Raw genomic sequence first — 24,230 nt, forward strand, 5'->3', positions numbered from 1 at the left:
TCTCTGCACCACGCGATGAACGCGCAGGACGAGCGACCGCTGTCCCGCGCCACCTTGAAGCGGATCGCGCAGTTCGCACGGCCACACCGCGCCTTGATCGTCAGGTTCCTGCTGCTGAGTGTGGTGACGGCGGTCCTCACTGTGGCGGCGCCCGTTCTCGCCGGTCGGGTGGTCGACGCGATCGTCGACGGCGCCGACAGCGGCGTGGTGATCCGGTTGGCCGTACTGATTGCCGTGATAGCCCTCGCCGAGGCCGGGCTGGGGCTGGTGACGCGATTTCTCTCCGCCAGCATTGGTGAGGGGCTGATCGTTCAACTGCGCACGGCTGTGTTCGACCACGTACAGCGCATGCCGGTGGCCTTCTTCACGCGGACCCGCACGGGCGCACTGGTCAGCCGCCTGAACAACGACGTCATCGGCGCGCAGCGGGCTTTCAGCGACACCCTGTCGAGTGTGGTCGGCAACGCCGTGACGTTGATGCTGACGTTGGCCGTGATGCTCACCTTCTCGTGGCAGATCACGCTGCTGGCGCTCGTTTTGCTGCCCATTTTCGTTCTTCCGGCCCGACGGATGGGTTCGAGGCTCGCCCAGTTGCAGCGTGAAGCGGCCGAGCACAACGCGGCCATGAGCACCCGGATGACGGAACGTTTCTCCGCACCCGGTGCCACGCTGGTCAAGCTGTACGGGCGGCCGGCCGAGGAGTCCGCCGAGTTCGCGGCTCGGGCACGCCGGGTCCGGGACATCGGCATCCGCGCCGCGATGCTCCAGTGGGTCTTCATCACCGCGCTCACCGTCGTCGGCTCGCTGGCACTGGCCCTGGTCTACGGGCTGGGTGGTCTCTACGCCCTACGGGGCAGCCTCGACGCCGGGACGGTGGTCGCTCTCGCGCTGCTCCTGTCGCGGCTCTACGCACCGCTGACGTCGCTGGCCAGTGCTCGGGTCGAGGTGATGAGCGCGCTGGTGAGCTTCGAGCGGGTGTTCGAGGTCCTCGACCTCAAGCCGCTGATCCTCGACAGATCCGACGCCCGACCCCTTCCGGAGGGGCCGGTCGCGGTCGAGTTCGACGGGGTCCGGTTCGGTTACCCCTCAGCGGACAAGGTGTCGCTCGCGTCCCTTGAGGACGTGGCGAAGCTCGATACGCGCGGCGGTGAGGAAGTGCTGCACGGGGTGTCGTTCCGCGCCGAAGCGGGGCAGATGGTGGCGCTCGTCGGCTCCTCCGGGGCGGGCAAGTCGACGATCGCGCAGCTCGTGCCTCGCCTGTACGACGTCGAGGACGGCGCGGTGAGGCTGGCCGACGTCGACGTCCGTGAGCTGTCAGCCGAGTCGATCCGGGCGGCGTTGGGCGTGGTGACCCAGGACGGGCACCTCTTCCACGAGAGCATCCGCGCCAACCTGGCGTTCGCCCAGCCGGACGCGACCGAGGACGAGATGTGGGAGGTGCTCCGGCGGGCCCGCCTCGACGACCTGATCCGCTCGCTACCCGATGGCCTGGACACCGTCGTGGGCGAGCGCGGATACCGCCTGTCCGGCGGGGAACGGCAACGGCTCACCATCGCGCGCCTGCTGCTGGCTCGCCCGCGCGTGGTCATCCTCGACGAAGCCACCGCGCATCTCGACTCCACCTCGGAGGCGGCGGTTCAGGACGCCCTCGCCGAGGCGCTGACCGGCCGGACGAGCGTGGTCATCGCGCACCGGCTCTCCACCATCCGGGCCGCCGACCAGATCCTCGTAGTGGAAGCGGGACGCATCGTCGAACGTGGGCGACACAGTGACCTGCTCGCGGCCGGTGGCCGCTACCACGAGTTGTACCGCACCCAGTTCGCCCAGGAGCAGCCGAGAGCACAGGAGCAGCCGACCGTCCAGGAGCAATCGACAGCACAGGAGCGACCGCCGGTCCAGGAGCAGCGCGTCGCCACATGACGTACGCGGTGGTCGATCCGCCCGGGAGGGACAGTCCGACCACCGCGTCACAGCGCGCCGCCGCTCACCGCAGCACCCGGGGTGAGCGGCGACCGCGCTCAGTCGTCGTCGTTGTCGTCGTCGTCGTCGTCGTTGTCGTTGTCGTCAGCGTCGTTGTCGTCAGCGTCGTTGTCGTCGTCGACCGGCTCCTGCTCGGCCTTGACCACCGAGCCGTTGTCCCGGTCGACGTCCACCTCGTGCTCGGTGTCGCCAGCGACGATCTCGACGCTCCACACCGGTCGGCCGTTCTCCTTCTCGGCTTCGACCTCGACGATCTGACCGCCACCGGCCTTGGCGAGCGCGATCTCACCGGCGCGCTTCTCATCGACCGCGCTACCCGCGGGCGCGCTGCCGGTCGACGGCGTACCGGACGGTGTTGCGCTCGACGGCGTACCCGATGGGGTGCCGACTGACGGCGTACCGGTGATTGCCGGCGCGTCGGTGGCGGTCGGCGCGACGGTTGCCGCGGCGAGTGCCGTGCCGCCGGTCCGCGAGTCGTTCGCGGCGTTGACGCCGAGCGCGACCCCGGCCACCGCCAGCACCGCCGACCCGCCGACCGACGCCAGAAGCAGATTGGTGCGCTTCATAGTGGTGTCCACCTTTCCTCGGTTGTCGACTCCGAGGATCGGCCAGATCGGGATAGCACCGCGCTGTCCGGACGCTAAGGCCGGGTTAAGGCGGTCAAGGGCCGGGTCAGCCGCGCCGGTTGAGTTCGGCTTCCAGCCGCTGGACGAGCGTCTTGCGGTCCTTGCTGGCGCGCTCGTTACGCAGCGCGGTCTTGAGCTGTCTGGTGTCGAGGCCACGGACCAGCTTGGCCGCCTCCGCGACCGACATCTCCGTCATCCGGCCGGCCGTTGTGGCGTCCCGACGCGCCCGTTTGGCCGGCCCGGTGTTTGCGACGTACTGCTTGCCCGTTCGAGAGGCTTCCCGCTTCTTCGTGTCGGTCGCCCGCTTCTGGCTCTCCGACATCTCGTCCCATGCCTTCTTGGGCAGGTAGCGGCTCGTCGTTCCGTCCTTGCGCGCCCGGGCGTCGCCCTCTTTCGTCTGCCACTTCTCGTTGCCCCAGCGCTGGAGCGCCTTCTGCCGTTCGTCCTTTTGACCCAGGAATCCGCCGCCGCGCCGCTTGTACTCCTGCGTGACCAGCTGCGACTTGCGCGCCGACCACTGCCCCGGCTTGCCGCCCTTGTCGGAGGCCTGGATCTCTTCCTTGATCTGCTCTCTGAGCTCGGGTTTCGTATACCGCGCCATGACTGGCAGCTACCCGGCACCGCCGGGCCTATGCGTCCGGCGGCGACGTCGACGCTCCGAGCCGGAGCAGCACCTGCGCGCCGCCGTGCGGCCCGGCCCGCAACTCCAGACGACCGCCGGTGGCCTGCGCGGCACGCCGGGCGATGTCCAGGCCGAGGCCGGTGGACCCGGCCGCGCTGGCGCCCCGCCGGATCGCCCCGGCGGGCATGCCCGGCCCCTCGTCGGCGACGGTGAGGACCACCTCGCCCGCCTCCCCCGCCTCACGGACGAGCCGGACGGTGAACGGCGTCCCGTCGGGGGTGTGCGCGAAGACGTTGCCGAGCAGGGCGTCCACGGCCGCCGTCAGGTTGTCGGCGGCCACACCGACGGGGAGAGGGCCGGGCGTCAGGTCGAGGGTGACGGCCCGGCCGGTGTCCTCGGCCAGGACCGACCAGAACGCGACCCGGTCGGCGACGATCGCCGCCGCGTCCGAGGAGGCCGGTTGCGCCGGTGCGTGCCGCCACCGGGCCTGCCGGATCAGCCCGGTGACAGCGCGTTCGAGCCCGTCGGCGGCGGCGGTGATCCGGGCGGCGTCGTCCGGGTCACGCAACGACTCCGCCTCCAGCCGCAACGCGGTCAGTGGCGTACGCAGCTGGTGGGACAGGTCGGCGACCTGTTCGCGCTCCTGCACCAGGAGCACCTGGATCCGGGTGGCGAGATGGTTGAGCGCACCGGCCACCTCGCGCAGTTCGGGCGGGCCGGCCGGCGTGACGCGGGCGTCCAGCTCGGCGTTGGCCAGCCGGTGTGAGACGGCCGAGAGGTCGCTGATCGGCCGGACCAGGGTGCGCGCCAGCCGATCGGCGACCAGCAGCCCGATCAGCACGAGGATCACGCCGAGCAGCGCCAGCACCAGCCAGGCCCGGGTGACCCCGGCGGTCAGCTCGTGCTGCGGCACCGCGATCCGGATCACCCCGGTGCCGTCCGTCCGGCCCTGCACGGCGATGACCACCTCCCGGCCGGCCGCCGACTCACCGGTGAGGCTCTGTCCGCGCGCGGCGAGGGCCACCGCTGGCGTACGCGGTGTCTGGGCGCCGAGCACCGTGCCGTCGGGCAGGAAGACGCTCACCGGTCGACCTGACTCCGCGGCGAGTTGCTCGACGGTGAGCCGGATGGTCGCCGCGTCGGCGGTGCCGACCACCGGCACCAGGCTCTGCGCGTCGGCGGTGGCCCGCACGGTGGCCCGGTCCTCGGCGACGGTGCGTACCAGCAACGCCAACGGCACGAGGAACGCGATGAGGGTGAGGACGCTGACCGCGGCGACCAGCAGCGCGAGACGCGCCCTCACGGCTGCGCCGCCGGGGCTTCCAGACGCACCCCGACACCACGCACCGTGTGCAGGTAGCGAGGCTGTTGGGCGTTCTCCCCCAACTTGCGGCGCAACCAGGACAGGTGCACGTCGACGGTCTTGTCGGCGCCGCCGTACGGGATCTGCCACACCTCCGTGAGCAGCTCACGTTTGGTGACCACCTGGCCCGGCCGGCCGGCGAGGTGGTGCAGCAGATCGAACTCACGGGGCGTCAGCTCGACCGCGACCCCGTCCAGGGTCACCTGCCGCGCCCGGGGGTCGACGCGGAGCCCACCGACGACCAGCGCCGGGACCTGCCCTTCGGTGCCGGAAGGGCCCCGCCGCAGCACCGCCCGGACGCGGGCGTCGAGCTGCGCCGCGGTGAACGGTTTGACCACGTAGTCGTCGGCGCCCGAGTCGAGCACCCGGACGATCTCGGTCTCGTCGTCGCGCGCGGTGGCCACGATGACGGGCACCGCGCTGACCGCGCGCAACATCCGCAGCAGCTCGCGGCCGTCCAGGTCGGGCAGGCCCAGGTCGAGCACGACGAGGTCGGGTCGATCCTCCAGCGCGTCGCGGAGCCCGGCCATCGCGGTCGAGGCCGCCGCGACCGCGTGGCCGCGTTCGCGCAGGGCCCGGATCAGTGGGGTACGGATCGTCAGGTCGTCCTCGATGAGCAACAGGCGGGCCACAGCTGGCAGGCTAACCGCTGCCGTCGTCGGTGCGGCGTACGTTAACCACGCCTTAGCGTTCGGATGTGCGAACGACAAGGCCGGATCGGGGATAGTCAGGGGATGGGCCGTCGTTCGATCCTCGTCGCCACCGGGTGGGTGGCGACCGCCGCCATCGCCACAGTGATCGGCCTGGGCGCGATCCGGTTGGTGGGCGAGAGTCTCACCGGCACCCCGGGTGGGGTGCGCAGCGAGGCCGACATCGAGCGGGCGCTCGCCTCACCAGAGCCGGTGCCCACGGCCGGACCGGGCACGACAGGCACCGCCTTGGCCCCGCCGGGCACGACGAGCGCCGCGCCGAGCGCCAGCTCCGGGGCCCGCCGGGGGTTCGCCACCGACGGCGGCACTGCCGTCGCCGAGTGCGGCGTCGGCGGCGTACGCCTCGTCTCCTGGGCGCCCGCGCAGGGCTACCGGGTCCGCGACGTGGACCGGGGCCCGGACGACGACGTCGAGGTCACGTTCCAGGGGGCGAATCGGGAGTACGAGTTGAAGGTGCGCTGCATCGGCTCGGAGCCGGTGTCCGTCGCCGACGACTGACAACCCGCGGGCGATCGAGGTGGATGTCGGCCGATTCACCGGCTCCGCAGGGCATCCACCAACCTCCGCAGTGTCGCGCGAGCATTATCAAGATCGTTACGGCTGAGGCCGGCTCGGTCCACGGCATCGCGGCGGTCAGCGTCCGAGCGCTTCACGAGCTTGCTGAGCGTGACGCGCCCCGCTTCCGTGAGTGTCACGAGTGGCGCTCGGCGGTGATCGGGGTTGTCGTGCAACTCCACCATCCCGGCGTGGGCCAGGTCGTCGACCACCCGCTGCACGCTCTGCCGAGCGAGGCCGAGTCTGCGTGCCGCACTCGCGACGGTGCGGGAGCCGTCGGAGAGCACGCTCATCACGTGCCATCGGGCGGCGGTCTGTCCCTCTTCTTGGGCGAGATCCTCGCTTGAGCGCCGGGACTCGCCTGCCAGTTCGTACACGTCGGCCATCAGCAGACGGTAGGCGTCGACCCGGTCCTGCTTGCGTTCCTCCACCGGCTGGACCTTACCGGAAGATTGACACCCTACTACTGCAATGACAGCATGCTGTCATGATTCTTCGACTGTGGAGCGGATGGACGCAGCCCGCTCTCGCTGACGCTTACGAGCGGTTGTTGACGCAGGACATCGCGCCCGCGATCCTCGCCCGGGGCGTGGCTGGGCTACAGGAGCTTCGGGTTCTGCGTCGTTCCCCGCAGGAGCTGGATCCCGCCAGGGGCAGCGAATTTCTCACCGCGATGACTTTCACCGACTTCGCTGCGGTGGCGGCCTTCACCGGCGGCGAGCCGTCAACCTCCGTTGTCCCGCCCGCTGCCAGTGATCTGCTCGAAAGCTTCGATCTGCAGTCCCGGCACTATCTCAGCCGAGCGGTTTTCCGCGACGGTGACAGCAGACCCGCAGTCGGATGAGCAGCCCTCCGCCTCACTCACCCATCGGCTGCTCACGGTCCGCGTTGCGGCCGAGGGCGACCATGCGCAGGGTCTCCTCCCGACGTCGCACGAGCAACGCCCCGGCCAGGAAGGTCACCGGCGCGACCAGCACCAGCATCGCCCACTGCGCCGGCACCAGGGGGATGGCGTGCCCCATGTTCATCGTCGAGGTGACCCACCCGGCCAGGGCGCTGTCGATCACCAGGGCGAGGGCCGCCACGGGCAGGAGCATGACGACGATCCGTCGGCGTACCTCCGCAGGGAGCGTGACCACCGCGATCACCATGGCCGACGCGGCGGCCGCCAGGCCCGCGACGTAGAGCCAGAGGACCAGCTCACTGCTCGCCTCAAGGCTGTACAAGACCTGGTAGGACGCCCCATCGGCAGAGAAGTCGAAAGTGGGACTGCCCACCCGGTTCGCCACCAACAGCGCGACCATCGCGGTTGGCGCGAGCACCAGTGCCAGCAGTCGGCGTACGCCCAGCAGCGCGATCGCCCGGCGACGCGGCGCCGGCACGGTGAGCGCGACGGCACCCACCACGGCGAGGGCGAGCTGCGGGAGCATGTCCACCACGTACGTCGGGTTGTCACCGGTCTGCGGGGCGACGAGCGCACCCCAGCCGAGCACGCCGGCCCAGGCCAGACCGGCGGCGAGCCAACGCCACCCGATCAGCACCGCGGCGCAGACGCCCGCCCAGCCGGCGACGCGCAGCCAGTCGACGAGATCCGGGCCGCTCGGCGCGAACCCGGGCGGCAGGCCTGGCGCACGGACGAGCTGGTTGAGCAGTCCCTTCGCGGCGAGGGCCAGCAGGACGACCCCGATCAGCAGGCCGGTCACCGTCGCCGCGTCGGCCCAGCTCGGCTCGGTGAACCCCCGTGCGCCCACCCGCAGCCGCGCCCGCAGGCCGGCACCGACCAGATTCCGCACGTCGGCGGCGTCAGGTCGCCGCTGACCCGGTCGCGCACCAGCGAGGAGCACGGCCAGCATCTCGTCCTCGTACACCCGCCGGTGTTCCCAGGGATAGACGGCCAGCAGTCGCCGGTAACCGCGCTCCAGCTCGTCGCCGCTCACGCCGCACCCCCGCCGGTCAGTAGGCCGCCGCGGCGCAGCCGCACCCGAGCGGCGTCCGCGTTGTGTCGCAGGCGGGCCGCCTCTTCGCTGAGCCGCCGCGCGCCCAACGCGGTGAGGCGGTAGTAGCGGCGCAGTCGGGACTGCACCACCTCCTCGCGCTCGACCTCGATGAGGCCGTCGGCGCGGAGTCGGTCGAGGGCGGCGTAGAGGGTGCCGGCGCGCAGGCGCACCCGGCCGTCGGAGATGCGCAGCACGTCCTCGATGACGGCGTACCCATGCATGGGCGCCTCCGCCAGCGCGGTGAGCACCAGGAACGTCGGTTCCCGCAGTGGAGCCTCAGCCATGCCAGGGAGCATATACCGATGGACGGTATATGCAAGGCCGTGAACAGACGCGGCCGGCACGGATCCCCGTGCCGGCCACGTCACCGGTGGTGGTTCAGCTGGCGTAGGCCTCCAACTCCCAGAGCGAGTGGCCATAACCGGTGCCCCGGGCCGTGCCAAGGATCCGCAGGTAACGGCCGTTGGCGCCGAGGGCGGTGTGCTCGTCCACGCCGCCGTCGGCCCCGGTCACCGTCTTCACCGTGGTCCAGGTGGTGCCGTCAATCGACGTCTGGATCTGGTACGCACTGCTGTACGCCGCCTCCCAGCTCAGCTTGACCCGACCGATGGCGGTGGGGCTGCCGAGGTCGACACGGATCCACTGCGGGTCCGAGAACGTGCTCGACCAGCGGGTGGTGAGGCTGCCGTCGACCGCCTGGGCGCCGGACACGTCGGCCCCCTCGTTGCTGGACGTCGACGTCGGCTTGTTCAGCAGCAGGTTGCCGCCGGGCGGACCGGTTCCACCGCCGCCGCCGTACACCTCGAACTCGAACAGCGAGTAGCCCCAGGCGGTCCCCCGGGTGGTGCCGAGGAGCCGGATGTACCGGCCGGAGCCGCTGAGCCCGGTCAGGTCGTCCACCCCGCCGTCACCGCCGGTCACCGTACGGATCGTGGTGAAGGTGACCCCGTCCGGCGAGGTCTGGATCTGGTAGCCACTGCCGTACGCCGCCTCCCAGGTCAGCCTGACCCGGTTGATGGCGTACGTGGCGCCGAGGTCCACGTCGATCCACTGTGGGTCTCCGAAGGCGCTGCCCCACCGGGTCCCGGCCACGCCGTCGAAGGCGTTCGCCGCGGTGAACGCGCCCTCGAAGCTGGACGCGCGCGCCGGCTTGCCCCGGGCCAGGTTGGTGCCCGGCTCGGGATCCGGGTCCGGGTCCGGGTCCGGATCCGGTCCGGGACCGCCGGGGCTGGTCGAGAGCGTGAACTCGTCGATGTCGAAGTACGGGCCGGCGCCCTTGAAGACCAGGAACAGGGTCCGGGTGCCGGTCGGGGCGGTGACCCCACCGGTGACCGTGGCGAAGTTGGCGTACCCGCCGGTGGAGGTGACGGTGGCCGAACCGACCAACGGGCCGGTGGGCGAGTCGACCCGCAACTCCAGCGTGCCGCCGCCACCGGCCGGTGCGCCGACCCGGGCACTGAACGACTGGACGCCGGTCAGGTTGTACGGGCGGAACGAGATCCAGTCGTTGTTGTCGACGTAGCCGACCGCCGCGCCGCCGTTGCCCGCTGCCCCGGCGACGATCTGGATGCCGGACGAGTCACCGAAGTGCTCGGCCTGGCGTACCCGAGGTTGCAGGACGGCCTGGGTGTGCGTGGTCAGCGCCGGCTGGCCGCCTCCACCCAGGTCGGTGTACTCGGCGTCGATGATGCCGAAGATGTTCGCCGCCGCGTCGTGCTCGCCGTCCTTCGAGGTCTGGATGACCCCGGTGCAGCCCTGCACGCTGCCGAGCTGGTGGCCGTGCGAGTCGTGGCCGAGGACGTAGTTCACCTTCACCCGGGCGCAGTTGATCGCGCCGTCCTGGGCGTCGGTGACCGTCACGGAGAACGGCACCGCGTCCCCGAAGGTGAAGGTCTGCCCATTCAACGGGGTGTTGACGGTGACCACCGGGGCGCTGTTGCCGACAGTGACGACCACGCTCGCGGTGGCTGTCTTTCCGGTGGTGTCCCGGACCGTCAGCGTCGGGCTTCGGGTTCCATTCGTGGTGTACGTGAAGCTCGGGTTCGCCGCGGTCGAGTCGGTGGTGCCGTTGTTGTCGAAGTCCCAGGCGTAGGTGAACGGGTCCCCGTCCGGGTCGAGGGTGCCGGCCGAGGAGAAGGCCACTGTCAGCGGCGCGGTGCCACTGGTCGGGGTGGCCGAGGCCCTGGCGATGGGTGCTCTGCCCTCGCGGGCGTACTCGATGCGGTAGAGCGCCGAGTTGGCGTCGCCGTTGAACCAGCCGGTACCGTAGTCCAGCACGTAGAGCGCGCCGTCCGGGCCGAACTCCATGTCCATGACCTGGGTGCCGGTCCACGGGAACGGGTTGATCTTCAGCGGTTGGCCGGACGCGTCGAGCTTGATGTTCTTGATCCAGCGGCGACCGAACTCACCGGCGAAGTAGGTCCCGTCGTAGTACTCGGGGAACGCCACGGGCGAGGTGTTGTTGCGGTCGTACCGGTAGACCGGCCCGCCCATCGGCGAGAGGCCACCGCCGGTGAACTCCGGCGGCGAGCCGGAGCCGCCGTACGGCAACCAGGCCGGAACGGCCGGCGGCAGCTGGGTGATGCCGGTGTTGTTTGGCGAGTTGTTCACCGGCCCACCGGCGCAGTTGAACTTCGCCCCGGACGGCCCGGACGGGAAGGTGTAGTCGTTGTAGGCGTCGTTGCGGGCGGTGCAGTACGGCCAGCCGTAGAAGCCGGGCCTGTCGATCCGGGCGAACTCGACGTTGCCCGCCGGCCCCCGGTTCGGGTCGGCGGTGCCCGCGTCGGGGCCGTAGTCACCGAGGTAGACGATGCCGGTGGCCTTGTCCACGCTCATCCGGAACGGGTTGCGGAAGCCCATCGCGTAGACCTCCGGACGGGTCCGCGCGGTGCCCGGGGCGAACATGTTGCCGGCCGGGATGGTGTAGCCGCCGGCCGCGCTCGGCTTGATCCGGAGGACCTTGCCGCGCAGGTCGTTGCTGTTCGCCGAGGTGCGCTGCGCGTCGAACGCCGGGTTACGACCCGCCCGCTCGTCGATCGGGGTGAAGCCGGCCGAGTCGAACGGGTTGGTGTCGTCGCCTGTGGACAGGTAGAGGTTGCCGGCCGCGTCGAAGTCCATGTCGCCGCCGACGTGGCAGCACATGCCCCGGCTGGTCGGCACGTTGAGGATCAACGTCTCGCTGGCCAGGTTGATGGTGTTGTCCGCATTGACGGTGAACCGGGCCAACCGGTTGACACCCTCCCAGACGGCGAATTGGGCCGGCGTGCCCTCGGCGGGCGCACCACCGCCAGGGGTGCTCAGTGGTGGGGCGAAGTACGCGTACACCCAGCGGTTGGTGGCGAAGTTAGGGTCGGCCTTGATGCCCTGCAAACCCTCCTCGTCGCCGGTGTAGACCGGCAGGGTGGCGGCGATCTTGGTGTTGCCGGCGGCGTCGGTGTGCCGGATCACGCCGTTGCGGGAGGTGTGCAGCACGCCCCGGTCCGGCAGGACGGTGAGACTCATCGGCTCACCGGTCTCGGCCGCGCCCTTGGCCAGCTCCACCTGCTGGAAGCTGCTGGTGACGGTGGGACCACAGTCGGCGTCGACCGCGCCGGCGGCCGTCCGGATGCCGCCGAGCAGGTGCTGACGGAAGTTCGCCTCGGTGTACGACGCGTCGGTGTGCCCCAGGCCGGTGTACCAGGCTCGACCGCCGGAGTAGTTCTGGCACCAGGAGATCGGGTGGTCGGCGCCCATGCTGCCGCCGGTGTAGGTGGTCTCGTCCAGGGTGGCCAGCACGTGCGCGTTGCCCCGGGGGTTGGTCCGGTAGTTGTACAACTCGTCGAACCGGCTCCACCGCTGCGGCAGCCCCGCTGTGGACGGGTGCACCTGGTCGGCGACCTTGACCGTGACGTTCTGCTCGGCCGGGTGCGAGGCGAAGTACGCTCCGACCAGTCCCCCGTACCACTGCCAGTCGTACTCGGTGTCGGAGGCGGAGTGCACGCCGACGTACCCACCGCCGCCGGTGATGTAGCGCTCGAACGCGGCCTGCTGGGCGGCGTTGAGAACGTCACCGGTGGTGGACAGCCAGATCACCGCGGCGAACCGGTCCAGGTTGGCGTCGGTGAACTGGGCGGCGTCCTCGGTGGCCTCGACGGTGAAGCCGTTTGCCGCACCGAGTTGCTGGATCGCGGCGATGCCCGGGGTGATGGATCCGTGCCGGAACCCGGCGGTCTTGCTGAAGACCAGCACGGTGAACGGTGCGGCACTGGCAGTGGGTGGCGAGGCGACGATGCCGCCCGCCACGAGGATCGCGCTCAGCGCGAGGCCGAGCCACGATCTCAGGGATCTGCGCACAGTGGGGTCCTTTCGCGGTGCGGGGGACGGCGTGCGCCGATCACGCCAGGCGGTGGTGGGACGAGACATGTGAATGCATCGTTGCGGTCGGATCACGGGCGCGTCAAGCACTCTCCCAGCATCCGTGAGAGCGTTATCTCCGCAGGTCAGGGGACGACCGTGTGAAGTGAGATCGAATAACGGTTTTCGGGCCACGATCATCCGCGGAGGGCCCCGGCGCAGATGCCCGCACTCAGGGCCCTTCCCTCTCCTCGGTCAGCGTGAGTAGTACTCGACGACGAGTTGCTCGTCGCAGACCACCGGAACCTCCGAGCGGAGCGGGAGCCGGGTCAGCCGAGCGGTCAGGCCGGGCAGGCTCACCTCAAGGTAGGGGGCGTGACGTTCCGGGGCATGCGCCCCAGCCGCCGCCACGACGAACGGCGCCTTGCCCCGACTGCGTTCCGCCACCTCGATGACGTCACCGGGTTGCAGCCGCGCGGACGGCCGGTCCAGGCGACGGCCGTTCACAGTGACGTGCTGATGGGTGACGACCTGGCGGGCCTGGTAGATGGTGCGGGCAAAACCGGCTCGCAGCACCAGCGCGTCCAGCCGACTCTCCAGCTCGACGATCAACTCCTCGCCGGTCTTGCCGGGCCGGCGCACGGCCCGGTCGAACGCGCGCCGGAGCTGCCCCTCGTGCAGGTCGTACTGCGCCTTGAGCCGCTGCTTCTCCAACAGCCGGACCTTGTAGTCGCTGGTGGTGCGTCGGGCACGGCCGTGCTGCCCGGGCGGGAACGGACGGCGTTCGAAGTAGCGCACGCACTTCGGGGTCAGTGCGATGCCCAGGGCGCGAGAGCGCTTGACCTTGGGACGGGTCTGATTCATGCTTCGCCTTTCAAGTAAGGTAAGGCTAACCTTATTAGGAGATGATCGCCTTGAGCAAGCCCTCGACCAGCACGGCGGACTCCACGGACGACGCAGGTGTCCGAATCCGATCGATGCTCGTCGCCGCCGACTCCCTCACCCTGCACATCCCGGGCGTCGAGGCGTACGTCGTCGGACGGCACGTCGTGACGAGCGACGGTCGGCTGCGGATCGACCTGCCGGTCGGCTGCCACCTGGCCGATCACCTCGCGCACCAGCGAGAGACCGTCGCGATGGTCGAGATGACCGACCTGGCGCCCACCCCGGTCCGCGACCGGGTGCGCGGGCACGCCACGCTCAGCGGTTGGTTGGCGACCGAGGCCGTCATGACCGGGAGCGATCAGGAGCTGGTGACGGTCCTCGACCTCGCCGCCGCCGAGCTGACCGTCGACGGCCGCACCACATGCATCGACGCGGACGAGTTCGCGATCGCCCAACCCGACCCGCTGGCCGCAGTCGAGGCTGATCTGTTGTGTCACCTCGACCACCACCACCCACACACCGTCGAGGGACTGAGCCGACTGATACCCGCCCGCCACCTTCAGGGCGTTCGCCGGGTCCGGCCAGTACGCCTGGACCGCCACGGTGTCGTACTCCGGCTGGAGCTGAGCACTGGTGACCGGGACGTCCGGCTGAACTTCCGGGCGCCACTGCGGCATCCGGCCGAACTCGGCGCGCGGATCGAGGAACTGCTTCGGCACTCGCGCGGCTGCCGCGCCCGGCACGCCCGGCACGCCCGCTGACGATCGCCGCCCTCGTCAGCGGTTAGGCAAGGCTGGCCTACACAAAACATCCCAAAAGATAGGGAATTGTCCCGTCGAAGCCGGGTATGACGGTGACCCGGCACCACCGACGGAAGCGAGATCGCCATGACCGACATGCTGGAGATGCCGCGGGTACACGAGTGCACTGTCACCGACTGCGGCTACAACCACGACGGCTGCCACGCGTTCGCCATCACCATCGGGCAACAGAACGCCAGCTGCGCCACGTTCATCGACACCTCGGCGAAGGGCGGGCTGGACCGCGTCATCGCCCAGGTCGGCGCCTGCAAGCGGGACGACTGCCAGCACAACGCCGAGCTGGAGTGCCACGCACCGTCCATCCGGGTGGGTCCGGGTCAGGACATCGCGGACTGTCAGACGTACGAACCGCGCTGATCCCGGCGCGACGCGAGTGAGGGACGGCCGCGACCGCCGTCCCTCATCCGCGTCCGATGCCGGCTACGCGGGGACGACCATCGGCGTGCCGGCGATCGGGTCGGGTACGACGAGGCAGCTGAGACCGAAGACCTGCTCGACGAGGTAACCGGTGACCACGTCGACCGGCGCTCCCTCGGCGACGATCGCGCCGCCGGACATCGCGATGAGATGGTCGCAGTACCGGCAGGCGAGGTTGAGGTCGTGCATGACGATGACGATGGTCTTGCCGGACTCCGCGTTCAGCTTCCGCAGCAGCCGCAGCAGCTCGACCTGGTGGTTGATGTCCAGGTAGGTGGTGGGTTCGTCGAGCAGCAGCAGGTCGGTCTCCTGCGCCAGGGCCATGGCGACCCAGACCCGCTGGCGTTGGCCACCGGACAACTCCCGGATCGGACGCTCGATCAGATCCGCGGTGCCGGTGGCGTCGAGGGCCCGGGCCACGGCGTCGTGGTCGTCGCCACTGAACCGTCGGAACCAACCCTGGTGGGGGTAGCGGCCACGGGCCACCAGGTCGGCGACGGTGATGCCATCGGGCGCGACGGGAGTCTGCGGGAGCAGCCCGAGCACCTTGGCCACGTCGACGTTGCGCAGGTCGGCCAGGGGCTTGTCGTCGAGAAAGACGGCACCGTCGCGCGGTGCCAGCAGTCGGGCCAGGCCGCGGAGCAGAGTGGACTTGCCGCAGGCGTTGGCGCCGACGATCGCGGTGACCTTGCCGTCGAGCACGGCGACGTCGAGGTGGTCGACGATGGTCCGGTCGTCGTAGCCGAGAGTGAGACCCTCGGCGCGTAGTCGGGTCATCCACCCGCTCCTTGTCGGTTGGTGGTGGCCAGCAGCCACAGCAGGTAGGGCGCGCCGACCGCACCGGTCACCACGCCGGTGGGCAACGGTGTGGGCAGCAGGTGCACGGCGACGAGGTCGGCGCTGAGCAGCAGCGCGGCACCGACCAGGGCGGCGGGCAGGACGCCCTGGCCCGCCGGGCCGAGGAGTCGGTTGGCGATCGGCCCGGCCACCAGGGCGACGAAGGCGATCGGGCCGGCCACCGCCACCGCCAGGGCCACCAGCACGACGGCGGTGCCGAGCAGCCCGGCCCGGCTGAGCTCGGCCCGGACACCGAGCATCCGGGCGGCGTCGTCACCGAGCGCGAGGGCGCTCAGTGGCCGTTGCAGCAGCGTGGCCACCGGCAGCAGGACGATCAGGGCACCGGTGAGCACCCACAGCTCCGTGGTGCTGGCCTGACCGACCGACCCGACCAGCCAGTGCATGGCCTGACGGGCCTCGAAGAGCTGTGCCCGGCTGAGCACGTAGCCGATAACGCCCTCGAAGAAGACCGCCACCCCGATGCCGATGAGGATGAAGCGGTAGCCGCTGACGCCGTCGCGCCAGGCCAGCAGGTACATCGCCACTGCGGCGGCGACAGCGCCACCGAGGGCGAGCCCGCTGACGACGAGCCCACCGGCCTGGAGGAGCACGATCCCGGTGACGGCAGCCAGCCCCGCCCCCGAGGTGATGCCCACGAAGTCCGGCGACGCCAGGGGGTTGCGCAGCAACTGTTGGAAGATCGTCCCGGACGCGCCGAGGGCGAGTCCGACGGTCAGGGCGGCGGCCGCGGTCGGCAGTCGCAGGCCACGCACGACGAAGTCGACGCTGGGGTTGTCGGACAGGTGCAGGACCGACGCGATGACCTCCGCGGCGCCGAGGCGGAAGCTGCCCACCATCATGGTGAGCACGAAGAGGGCGATGACCGTCACGGTCAGGGCGCAGGTCACCATGATGGACCGGCCGGCTCGACGCCTCCGGTTGGCGCGCAGTGCCGCCGCCGTACCGGACGGGGCAGAGCGCAGGCCTGTCGTTGTCGTCACCATGCTCACACCTCCGACAGCCGGCCGTAGCGCACGATAGCGATGAACGCTGGCGCGCCGATCAGCCCGAGGATCACGCCGACCTGAACCTCGTCAGGGGCGGCGGCCACCCGGCCGAGCACGTCGGCGAGGAGCAGGACGATGGGCGCCAGCACCATCGAGTACGGCAGGATCCAGCGGTAGTCGGGGCCGCAGATGAACCGCGCCAGGTGCGGCACGACGAGCCCGACGAAGACGATCGGCCCGCAGGCCGCGGTGGCTGCGCCGGCCAGGATCGCGACCACGGCGAAGGCGACCGCGCGGGTACGGGTCACGTTCTGGCCGAGGCCACGCGCGACGTCCTCGCCGAGCGCGAGGCCGTTGATGGCCCGCCCGAGGCCCAGCGACGCGACGAGGCCGATCAGCAGGAACGGCGCGACCCCGGTCAGGATCGGGGTGTACCGACCGGCGAGGGATCCCACCTGCCAGAACCGCAGCTCGTTGAGGGCGTCCACGTTCGTCATCACGATCCCGCTGGTCACCGAGGTCAAGCCGGCGGTGACCGCCGCGCCGGCCAGGGCCAGCTTCACCGGGGTGGCGCCCTCGCGGCCGAGCGAGGCGACCGCGTACACGAGTGCCAGCGCCGCGATCGCGCCGGCGAAGGCGAACCAGACGTAGACACCGACGCCGCGTACCCCGAGCACCGTGATGGCCAGGACCACGAACGCGGCGGCACCGGAGTTGATGCCCAGGATCCCCGCGTCCGCCAGCGGGTTGCGGGTGACGCCCTGAAGGATCGCCCCGGCCGCCCCGAGCGCCGCGCCGACCAGGATGCCGAGCAGAGTGCGGGGTACGCGCATCTCCAGCGTGACGGTGCTGCTGATCGGCCCGTCGCTGTCGAGGCTGAACAGGGCGTGCAGCACCTCGGCGAGCCCGATCGAACGCGAGCCCAGGGTCACGCTGAGGAAGCCGACGAGGGCGAGGACCGCACAGAGGACGGCGAGCCCCGGCCCGAGGGCAGAGGCTCGCCGCACGCCTCCCGTCGAGGTGCGCGTCCCGATCTGGTTAGTTGCCGACATTCTGATCAGCGGCCTTGACCGCCTGGGTCAGCTTGTCCAGCTCGGTCGCGAAGTCCCCGTACGTGTGCAGCCAGAACGCCGGCCAGGAGACGGTGGCACCGACCTTGGCCGCCTTGATCTTGGACCAGGTCGGCTGCTTCGTGCTCCACTCGGCGTTGGCGGTGGGCGTGAAGGATCGGCCGTCCCAGAGGATCAGGTCCGGCTGGTACTTGTCGGCGTTCTCCCAGCTGAGGTTCTCCCAGTACGGGAAGGCCGGGTCCGGGCTGGCCGGGTTGATCACCTTCAGACCCCAGGTCTGCAGGTCCAGCAGTTCGGGCGCGTACTCGGGGTTCGCGACGTAGACCTTCTCGGTCGAGGGCGACATCGCCGCGACCGTCAGGTCCGGCTTGGCCGAGGTGGCCGCCTTGAACGCGGTCACCGCGTCCTCGAAGCGCTTCTTGTTCGCCGCAATCTGCGGGCTGGCCACGTCCGCGCCGAGGCTCTCGGCGAGGTCCTCGTACCCCTCGGCCAGCGCGACGATCGACTTGCCCTGCGCGACACCGACGATGGGGGCCAGTTCGGCGAGCTTCTTGCTCTTCTCGTCGACGCCCTCCTCCATGCCGCTGTGTGCCTTCTCGGCCGGCCACCAGTCGCCGACGATCAGGTCCGGGCGCAGGGCGGCGGCCTTCTCCACGTCGATCTTGCCCCACTCCTCGCCGAGGATCTGGATGCCGGTGAGGTCGAGGTTCTTCAGGTTGGGGTCGGTCTTGACCGACTCGTCGGCGTAGACGCCGACCGGTTTGATGCCGAAGGACATGAGCGCCGCGGCCTCGCCGGCGTGCGCGATGATCCGGGTGGGCGTCTTGTCTGCCTTGACGACAGTGCCCGAGCCGTCGTTGAAAGACCAGGGGCCGGAGGGAGTGGCAGCGGCGGCGGAGTCACCGGCGCCCGTGTCGTTGCCACAAGCGGTGAGCCCGCCGAGCACGGCGCTCAGCGCCGCGACGGCCAGGATCGGACGCCAGGATTGCATGGTGAGGTTCCCGATCTTTCGAAGACAAGCGAGCCAGCCGGCCCGAAAGTTAGGTTAGGCTAACCAACACTTTTTGTTTTGGCTAATGCCGGGGTGCCCCCCACCTCGAAAGACGCCCCGCCACCGGACGGCGAGTGCTCAGCGCCCGCCCGCAGCCAGCTCGGCGATCATCCCCTCGCAACTGCGGACGACGACCTGAGCGCCGCGGCGCTGCGCCAGCGGCAGCAGAGAATCCTCCGCCCGGTCCCGCCACCGCCACTGCGCCTCGGCCGCGACCTCCCAGAGGTGCCGCACGTCGGCCTCATGCTCGACACCGAGCCGAGCCGCGAGGCCCACCCCGTCGCCGCCGACCAGCCGTTGCGCCTCGGCGGCCAGCTCCGCGTCGAACCCCAGCCGGGTGTTCCGCAGCGCCACCAGCAGGCGCAGCTCCCGGAACTCGTGCGCGCCGGCGAGGATCTGCTCCACCGCGCCGACCAGCTCGGCGGAGCCCCGAGTCGGCTCGGCCCGCAGCAGCGCCTCCACCGCGGCCAGCGCGGACCGCGCCTTGAGGGCGTCGCGGCGATCGATGAAGGACCGCGTCACCGACTCACGCAGCTCGGTGAGACCACTCCGCCGAATCAACTCGGCGGAGAGCTTCACCCGGCTGTCGAACCCGCTGCGCACCAGCGTGGCCGCCAGCCGGACACCGAAGATCCCGAACCGGCCCAGCAGCGCGGCGCGCACCTCGGTGTCCAGCCGTACCGGCAGCTCGCCGCGGAGGAAGCGGTCGGCGGAGATGAGGTGGGCGTCCAGCTCTGCCCGGGGCACCTGAGCCACTGTCGCGAGCGCGGCGAAATCGGTCTCACCGAGCAACCGGCCGGCCAGGCCGATCATGCCGCTGCACGCCACGACGTTGACGCTGAGCGCGTTCACCCTCGGGTCGCGATAGTGCCGGCGAGCGAGCTGTCGGGCCGTGAGCAGGCCGTCGATCCGGCCGCCACCGGTCTCGTCGGCGCGGGACAGCACCATGATCACGTTGACCGGAGCGGACTGCCCGACGGCACTGTCCCGTGCGGACTCCAGCACCCGCAGGTCGCTGTCGCGACCGTCGCGGGTCAGGTACAGCACCGCGTCCGAGTCGTGCAACACCCGCTCCAACACCGGCGTCCGGCCCTGCTCGGCGCCACCGGCGACCGCCGGAGTGTCGATCAGCGTGATCTGCCGCAGCGCCCGCGTCGGCCACCGCACGACGATGTCCCGCACCTCCCCCGCGCCCCAGCCCAGATCCACCCGCAGCCCGGTCGCCGACTTCACCACTGCCAACTCCTGCGGTGGCTGCCCGACCGGGTAGGCGGTGGCACGTGGCGCGGCACCGTCCTCGTACCAGGTGAAGGCCCCGTCCGCCCGCTCGACCGGCGCGACCTCCTCGCCCATCAACGCGTTGAGCACCGTCGACTTACCCGATCGCCACGGGCCGACGATGGCGATCCGCAGCGGCTGCTCCAACCGGGCCACCTGTTGCCGAAGCTCGGCGACGGCCCGGGGATTGTCCTGGTACAGCTCGATGGCCTGGTGCAGCAACCCCCACGCCGCCTCGTCCAGGCGCACTCCCACAGTCATGCCTGCGGCTCCAACAGCAGCGGGGCGGAACGGGCGCCGGTCAACTGCTGAGCCTGCTCGTACACCGCCGCCAACCTGGTCATCTTCAGCCGGATCTCGCGCTGCCGCTGCTCGCGCACCGAGGCATCGGTGTCGGCCTCCTGCTTCGCGCTGCGGAACGACTGCACGATGGCCTCCTGCAGCTCCTCGGTCAGCCCCGTGAAGTGGTCCCGCAGCATCCGCTGCACCTGCCGGGCGGCGTCGCGGCAGTCTCGGATGATCCGGACGAAGAAATCGTCGACATGCCGCTGGATGGCCGTCTTGACCGTCGCCTGCCGCCGACGGAGCAACTGCTTGCTCTCGTCACGGATGCTCTTGCCGCCGAAGAGCGCCCCGATGCCGACCGAAACCGGATTGATCATCGGCATGCCGGCCAGGGTGGTCGCCAGACCGAACATCAGCATGCCGCCGTACGAGCCCTTCATGCCGGTGAACAGCTTCTGACCGGTGGTGAACCTGTCGATCGTCGGCCGTTGCAGGTCGGGCAGTCGCTCGCCGATGTCGTCCGGCATCGTCATCGACCAGGGCGGCAGCACGTCGTAGCCGTACCTGTCGAAGTTGGCGGCCACCCGCCGGGCGATCCAGTCACAGCGCTGGATCAGCCACTCGTGGTTCGCCTCCGCCGCCTCCACCAGGCTCCGCTCCAACCAGTCCTGGAAGGTGTCCCAGGCGACCAACGGGTCCGCCGTGTCGAACGCCTCGTCCACCGCGCGCAGGATCTGTCTGGTCCGGTCACGCAGGTCGTACTCAAGGTCGGCGAGCAGGTCGGTGATCTCGTCGGTCAGCGTGTTCTGCCACCGGGTGGAGCACCGGCGCAACTCGTCGACCTCGCGCTGCGCCGCGTGCAGCCGGGAGATCGGCCCGGACTGCTCCTCGGCCTCCTGGGTCGCCAACTCGGCGCGCAGCGGCGCGGCCAACTGCTCCACCACCGTCCGGGCCACCGTCTGCACCGCCGCCCGGGCCAGGTGATCGGCCTTACCGGCCAGGTCACCTTGCAGTCGGGCGATCAACGCGGGAAAGCCCGACTCGGCGTTGAGCCCACGGTCGTCGGCGGCGGCCGCGCGCAGTCGCAGCGCCGCCGAAACCGGGATCAGCGTCGCCGGAACCCTCGCCTCGGCCAGGTGCTGCCGGTTGCGCTCGGCGACAGTCCGCCAGTCCGCCACCAGATCGGTCTTGCTCTGCACCACCACCACGTTCGGATGCGAACGCGTGATGTGCAGCAGCATGTTCAGCTCAGCGACCGACAACTCCCGAGTGGAGTCGGAGACCAGCAGCACGGTGTCCGCGCGGGCCGGCGCGGCGACCGAAGCGGCGGCGCCGATGCCGGCGACCTCGTCGGTGCCGGGGGTGTCCACCAGCACCAATCCGGCACCGAGCAGCGCACGGGGCACTCCGATCTCGACGTACGCCGGGCCGCCGCCCGGCCGACGACCGACCAGGCCGGCCACGCCCGCCGCGACCTGGTTGAGCGCCACCGGGGTCCGCTCGACGGCCACCGTGTCGGCGGCGCCGGTGGGGTGCCCCGGAGCTGATGGTGGCGCCTGCGCCACCGCCGCGGTGGGGGCCCCGGCGTGCCGCACCACGGTCGGCAGGACTGTCGTCCGGCCGTCGCCGACCGGGCAGACCGGAGCGTTGATGATCGCGTTGATCAGCTGACTCTTGCCCTGGTTCGGCTCGCCGATGACCAGGACACGCAGCGTCGGGTCCAGCAGTTGCGCGCGCTTCTGCCGCACCGTCTGAAGGAGGTCACCGCGACCGTGTGCACTGCACGTGCGGGCGATTTCGTCCAGCACGTCCAACCAGATCCCGGCCATCACCGCACCAAGTGTGCGGATTTCGGCTCAATTATCAAGAGGGACCGGATGTGGAACCGGGAAGGGCCGGATCGCCCGAGACGATCCGGCCCTCCGCTCCGACCGGAGATCCGGATCAGAGCAGACCGCCGGTGATACCCAGCAGCCCGTGATCGGACGAGGCGTGCGAGTCGCCGCCGAGCACACCATCGGTGACCCCACCGGTCACGTCACCGACCGTGTCGGTGACACCGGGGAGGAGGCTGTCCACCTGGTGCGTCACGCCGCCCACCGTCGACGACACGTCGAGCGGCGGGACCCCGCCGACGATGCCGTCGCCGTGCCCGAGGCCCAGCCCGCCAAGGGTGTCGTCGACACCGAGGGAGCTGACGACCCCGCCGAGCTGACCGTGGGTGCCGGAGAGGACACCGCCGGTCAGGTCGCCGCCGATCAGGTTCGAGTCAGCGACGCCGAGCAGACCGCTCGGGTCGCCGACGGTGCCGGTGACGTCCCCGAGCACCGGGTCCGCGATCGCATCCACCGGCTGCACCACGTCGGCGTCGAGGGTGTGCGCCACGTCGGAGACACCGGCCAGGTCGGTGTCGAGGCCGGACGGGCCGACACCCAGACCGATGCCCGGGAGCACGGTGACCCCGGCGGCGGCGGTCGACGGGTCGACAGCGATGGCGCCGAGCACGCCGGCCTTGACGTCCACGCCACTGGGCGAACTGGTGACGCTGATCTGCTGCGCCACGCTCTGCAACTGACCCACCACGTCGGTGGTGTCGGTGAGCAGCGGGTCCAGCCCGAGCTGCCCGACCGGCGAGGCCAACGGCGCGAGACCGGCACCCGGCGCGTAGTCGACGACCAGCGGTACGACGTCCTGCACGTCCGCAGCGGTGATGTCGGTGAGCCCGGCGCTCCGCAACGCACCCTCGGGGTCGAGGTCGAAGGCCGACCGCGCATCCGGGTTCGTCAGTAGGTCGAGCACGAAGTCGTGGAGCGTCTGCTGCGAGTCCATGTGCCGGTTCTCCTCGGATGTGGCAGTGGCGGGGTGTCGTACGTCGACAGTGACGACGCTATTGCCGGGGCTCACCCCCGGGCATCGGGGCTGAGCCCGCATCCGGGCCGGTTGAACTAGGGGCTGCGCCACCTCGTACGTTAGGGGGACAGGGGGAAACCGTCCCGTCGAGATTAGGGTCCCGACCAGGGACTGATCTCTGGTACGAACGTAGGAGCCCGCGGGGTTCGCCGGGGGTGGGTCGTCGGGCAGCCGACGCCATCGCCACCGACCGGCTGACTCACGGGGAGAGACAGAGACGATGCCGTACGTCCTGGGGATAGACATCGGAAGCAGCAACACGGCCGCCGCCGTCGCACGGCGCCGCGGCGCGACCTGGACCCGTCCCGAAGCCGTCCCGCTGAGCGCCGGCTCACCCCTCATGCCTTCGGTGTTGTGCCTGGTCGAGGACGGTTCGCTGCGCGTCGGCGAGCCGGTGACCGACGACGGCAGCCGCACCACCCGGGACTTCGTCCACCGGATCGGCGACGACGTGCCGGTGCTGCTCGGCGGCGAGCCGTGCGCGCCGCAGACGCTTGCCGCTGAACTGGCGGCGTGGGTGGTCGAGCGGGTCCAAGCCCTGGAGGGCGGGGCGGCCGAGGCGATCGTGCTCAGCCACCCGGCAGGGTGGCGCCCCTACCGGCGGGAGGTGCTGCACCGGGCCCTGTCGGACCTCGGCCTACGGCACGTGACGTTGCTGCCCCGCACGGTCACCGTCGCCGAGAGCCACGCCGCTCGGGGGTTCGCGGGAAGCACTGCCGTTGTCTACGCCCTCGGGGGCAACAGTTTCGAGGCGGCTCTGGTGCGCCGCACCGCGCGCGGCACGTACGAGACGTTCGGCACCCCGCAGGGTCTCGACTCGATCGGCGGCGCCGACTTCGACGAGGCGCTCGCCGAGCATGCCCGTACCGTGCTGGCTCGGGAGTTGGCCGCGACCGGGCGTCGCGGGGCCCAGGCCGCGTTGCGCGGGCTGCGCGCGGAGTGTGACCGGGTCAAACGGGTGCTGACCGTCGACCTCACGGCCGACGTGGTGCTGACCCTGCCGAGCGGCCCGGCGCGGGTGCCGGTGACCCGGGCGCAGTTCGAGGCCATGATCCGCCCGACGGTGCAGGCCACCGTCGACCTGCTGCTCCGGGCCGTGCGCAGTGCCGACCTGACCCCGGCGCAGCTCGACGGCGTCCTGCTGGCCGGCGGCTCCACCCGGGTCCCGCTGGTGACCGAACTGATCGGCGCGGCTCTCGCGGTACCCGTCGAGGTGGAGCCGGACGCACAGTTGACAGCCGCCACCGGGGCGGCGATGGCGGCCTGCCAGGTGGTGTCACCACGCCCTCGCCAGACAGCGCCGGCCCGAGTTCCGGCACCGGTCAGCGGCGCCGGGCGGGCCACCCTCCCGGCACCACGCCGCCCTCATCACACCGTTCCGGGCGATCCGCCACCGCGGCCCCCGGTCCGGGTCCTCCCACTGGAACTGCCGAAGCCGTCCCGCCTGGCGCTGGCCCGCGGCCGCGGACGCGAAGGATGACCCC

Annotated in this window: 22 protein-coding genes; 6 read left to right on the forward strand and 16 right to left on the reverse strand. The window is 70.8% G+C overall.

What is annotated here, in order from left to right:
- The first annotated feature begins 15 nt into the window (after window positions 1-15).
- Window positions 16-1,920 carry an ABC transporter ATP-binding protein gene (locus tag ABZU43_RS09970; protein ID WP_355006461.1) on the forward strand — a complete coding sequence of 635 codons (1,905 nt, stop codon included), beginning with the start codon at window positions 16-18 and terminating at the stop codon, window positions 1,918-1,920.
- 98 nt (window positions 1,921-2,018) lie between these two features.
- Here ABZU43_RS09970 and ABZU43_RS09975 read toward each other — a convergent pair whose 3' ends face one another.
- The 4 genes from ABZU43_RS09975 to ABZU43_RS09990 form a co-directional block, all read right to left on the reverse strand.
- Window positions 2,019-2,546 (reverse strand): PepSY domain-containing protein, encoded by a 528-nt coding sequence (locus ABZU43_RS09975; RefSeq protein ID WP_355006137.1) that lies wholly within the window; start codon window positions 2,544-2,546, stop codon window positions 2,019-2,021.
- Window positions 2,547-2,652: 106 nt separating this feature from the next.
- Window positions 2,653-3,207 carry a DUF5872 domain-containing protein gene (locus ABZU43_RS09980; protein ID WP_355006138.1) on the reverse strand — a complete coding sequence of 185 codons (555 nt, stop codon included), beginning with the start codon at window positions 3,205-3,207 and terminating at the stop codon, window positions 2,653-2,655.
- 28 nt (window positions 3,208-3,235) lie between these two features.
- Window positions 3,236-4,531, reverse strand: coding sequence for a HAMP domain-containing sensor histidine kinase (locus ABZU43_RS09985; protein ID WP_355006139.1), 1,296 nt, complete (start codon window positions 4,529-4,531; stop codon window positions 3,236-3,238).
- Window positions 4,528-5,223, reverse strand: coding sequence for a response regulator transcription factor (locus ABZU43_RS09990; protein WP_355006140.1), 696 nt, complete (start codon window positions 5,221-5,223; stop codon window positions 4,528-4,530). The genes ABZU43_RS09985 and ABZU43_RS09990 overlap by 4 nt, the downstream gene beginning before the upstream one ends.
- A 102-nt stretch (window positions 5,224-5,325) precedes the next feature.
- On the opposite strand from ABZU43_RS09990, the gene ABZU43_RS09995 reads away from it, so the two are divergent.
- Complete coding sequence (locus ABZU43_RS09995) at window positions 5,326-5,799, forward strand: septum formation initiator (protein WP_355006141.1); 474 nt, start codon at window positions 5,326-5,328, stop codon at window positions 5,797-5,799.
- A gap of 35 nt (window positions 5,800-5,834) precedes the next feature.
- On the opposite strand, the gene ABZU43_RS10000 is transcribed toward ABZU43_RS09995, so the two are convergent.
- A complete protein-coding gene (locus tag ABZU43_RS10000; protein ID WP_355006142.1) occupies window positions 5,835-6,287 on the reverse strand; it encodes a MarR family transcriptional regulator in 453 nt (150 codons plus the stop codon).
- Between the two features lie 56 nt (window positions 6,288-6,343).
- Here ABZU43_RS10000 and ABZU43_RS10005 point away from each other — a divergent pair, with 56 nt between their 5' ends.
- Window positions 6,344-6,700 (forward strand): hypothetical protein, encoded by a 357-nt coding sequence (locus tag ABZU43_RS10005; protein WP_355006143.1) that lies wholly within the window; start codon window positions 6,344-6,346, stop codon window positions 6,698-6,700.
- A gap of 13 nt (window positions 6,701-6,713) precedes the next feature.
- Here ABZU43_RS10005 and ABZU43_RS10010 read toward each other — a convergent pair whose 3' ends face one another.
- From ABZU43_RS10010 to rpsD, 4 genes are all read right to left on the reverse strand, one after another.
- Window positions 6,714-7,793: a hypothetical protein gene (locus tag ABZU43_RS10010; protein ID WP_355006144.1), complete on the reverse strand. Its 1,080-nt coding sequence runs from the start codon at window positions 7,791-7,793 to the stop codon at window positions 6,714-6,716.
- The gene (locus ABZU43_RS10015; protein ID WP_355006145.1) at window positions 7,790-8,137 is read right to left on the reverse strand and encodes a PadR family transcriptional regulator; all 348 of its coding nucleotides are present in this window, start codon (window positions 8,135-8,137) and stop codon (window positions 7,790-7,792) included. The genes ABZU43_RS10010 and ABZU43_RS10015 overlap by 4 nt, the downstream gene beginning before the upstream one ends.
- A 94-nt stretch (window positions 8,138-8,231) precedes the next feature.
- Window positions 8,232-12,185 (reverse strand): ThuA domain-containing protein, encoded by a 3,954-nt coding sequence (locus tag ABZU43_RS10020; protein WP_355006146.1) that lies wholly within the window; start codon window positions 12,183-12,185, stop codon window positions 8,232-8,234.
- 255 nt (window positions 12,186-12,440) lie between these two features.
- The gene (rpsD, locus tag ABZU43_RS10025) at window positions 12,441-13,049 is read right to left on the reverse strand and encodes a 30S ribosomal protein S4 (protein WP_355006147.1); all 609 of its coding nucleotides are present in this window, start codon (window positions 13,047-13,049) and stop codon (window positions 12,441-12,443) included.
- Window positions 13,050-13,090: 41 nt separating this feature from the next.
- Here rpsD and ABZU43_RS10030 point away from each other — a divergent pair, with 41 nt between their 5' ends.
- Both ABZU43_RS10030 and ABZU43_RS10035 read left to right on the forward strand, forming a co-directional pair.
- Window positions 13,091-13,831, forward strand: a complete 741-nt coding sequence (locus ABZU43_RS10030) for a DUF2470 domain-containing protein (RefSeq protein WP_355006148.1) — start codon at window positions 13,091-13,093, stop codon at window positions 13,829-13,831.
- Between the two features lie 126 nt (window positions 13,832-13,957).
- Window positions 13,958-14,248 carry a DUF1540 domain-containing protein gene (locus ABZU43_RS10035; protein ID WP_112678265.1) on the forward strand — a complete coding sequence of 97 codons (291 nt, stop codon included), beginning with the start codon at window positions 13,958-13,960 and terminating at the stop codon, window positions 14,246-14,248.
- A 63-nt stretch (window positions 14,249-14,311) separates the two neighbouring features.
- Here ABZU43_RS10035 and ABZU43_RS10040 read toward each other — a convergent pair whose 3' ends face one another.
- The 7 genes from ABZU43_RS10040 to ABZU43_RS10070 all read right to left on the reverse strand — a co-directional run bounded on the left by ABZU43_RS10040 (window position 14,312) and on the right by ABZU43_RS10070 (window position 22,665).
- Window positions 14,312-15,085, reverse strand: coding sequence for an ABC transporter ATP-binding protein (locus ABZU43_RS10040; protein ID WP_355006149.1), 774 nt, complete (start codon window positions 15,083-15,085; stop codon window positions 14,312-14,314).
- Complete coding sequence (locus ABZU43_RS10045) at window positions 15,082-16,146, reverse strand: iron chelate uptake ABC transporter family permease subunit (RefSeq protein WP_355006150.1); 1,065 nt, start codon at window positions 16,144-16,146, stop codon at window positions 15,082-15,084. Before ABZU43_RS10045 ends, ABZU43_RS10040 begins: the two co-directional genes overlap by 4 nt.
- A gap of 5 nt (window positions 16,147-16,151) precedes the next feature.
- A complete protein-coding gene (locus ABZU43_RS10050) occupies window positions 16,152-17,159 on the reverse strand; it encodes an iron chelate uptake ABC transporter family permease subunit (RefSeq protein WP_355006151.1) in 1,008 nt (335 codons plus the stop codon).
- Window positions 17,160-17,190: 31 nt separating this feature from the next.
- Complete coding sequence (locus ABZU43_RS10055; RefSeq protein WP_355006152.1) at window positions 17,191-18,213, reverse strand: ABC transporter substrate-binding protein; 1,023 nt, start codon at window positions 18,211-18,213, stop codon at window positions 17,191-17,193.
- 138 nt (window positions 18,214-18,351) lie between these two features.
- The gene (locus tag ABZU43_RS10060) at window positions 18,352-19,812 is read right to left on the reverse strand and encodes a hypothetical protein (RefSeq protein ID WP_355006153.1); all 1,461 of its coding nucleotides are present in this window, start codon (window positions 19,810-19,812) and stop codon (window positions 18,352-18,354) included.
- Window positions 19,809-21,665 carry a dynamin family protein gene (locus ABZU43_RS10065; protein WP_355006462.1) on the reverse strand — a complete coding sequence of 619 codons (1,857 nt, stop codon included), beginning with the start codon at window positions 21,663-21,665 and terminating at the stop codon, window positions 19,809-19,811. Before ABZU43_RS10065 ends, ABZU43_RS10060 begins: the two co-directional genes overlap by 4 nt.
- 115 nt (window positions 21,666-21,780) lie before the next feature.
- Complete coding sequence (locus ABZU43_RS10070; protein WP_355006154.1) at window positions 21,781-22,665, reverse strand: IniB N-terminal domain-containing protein; 885 nt, start codon at window positions 22,663-22,665, stop codon at window positions 21,781-21,783.
- Window positions 22,666-23,086: 421 nt separating this feature from the next.
- Between ABZU43_RS10070 and ABZU43_RS10075 the strand changes: the two genes are divergently transcribed.
- Complete coding sequence (locus tag ABZU43_RS10075) at window positions 23,087-24,226, forward strand: Hsp70 family protein (RefSeq protein WP_355006155.1); 1,140 nt, start codon at window positions 23,087-23,089, stop codon at window positions 24,224-24,226.
- Window positions 24,227-24,230: the final 4 nt, after the last annotated feature.

The sequence above is a fragment of the Micromonospora sp. NPDC005205 genome (assembly GCF_040608275.1).
Lineage (GTDB): Bacteria > Actinomycetota > Actinomycetes > Mycobacteriales > Micromonosporaceae > Micromonospora.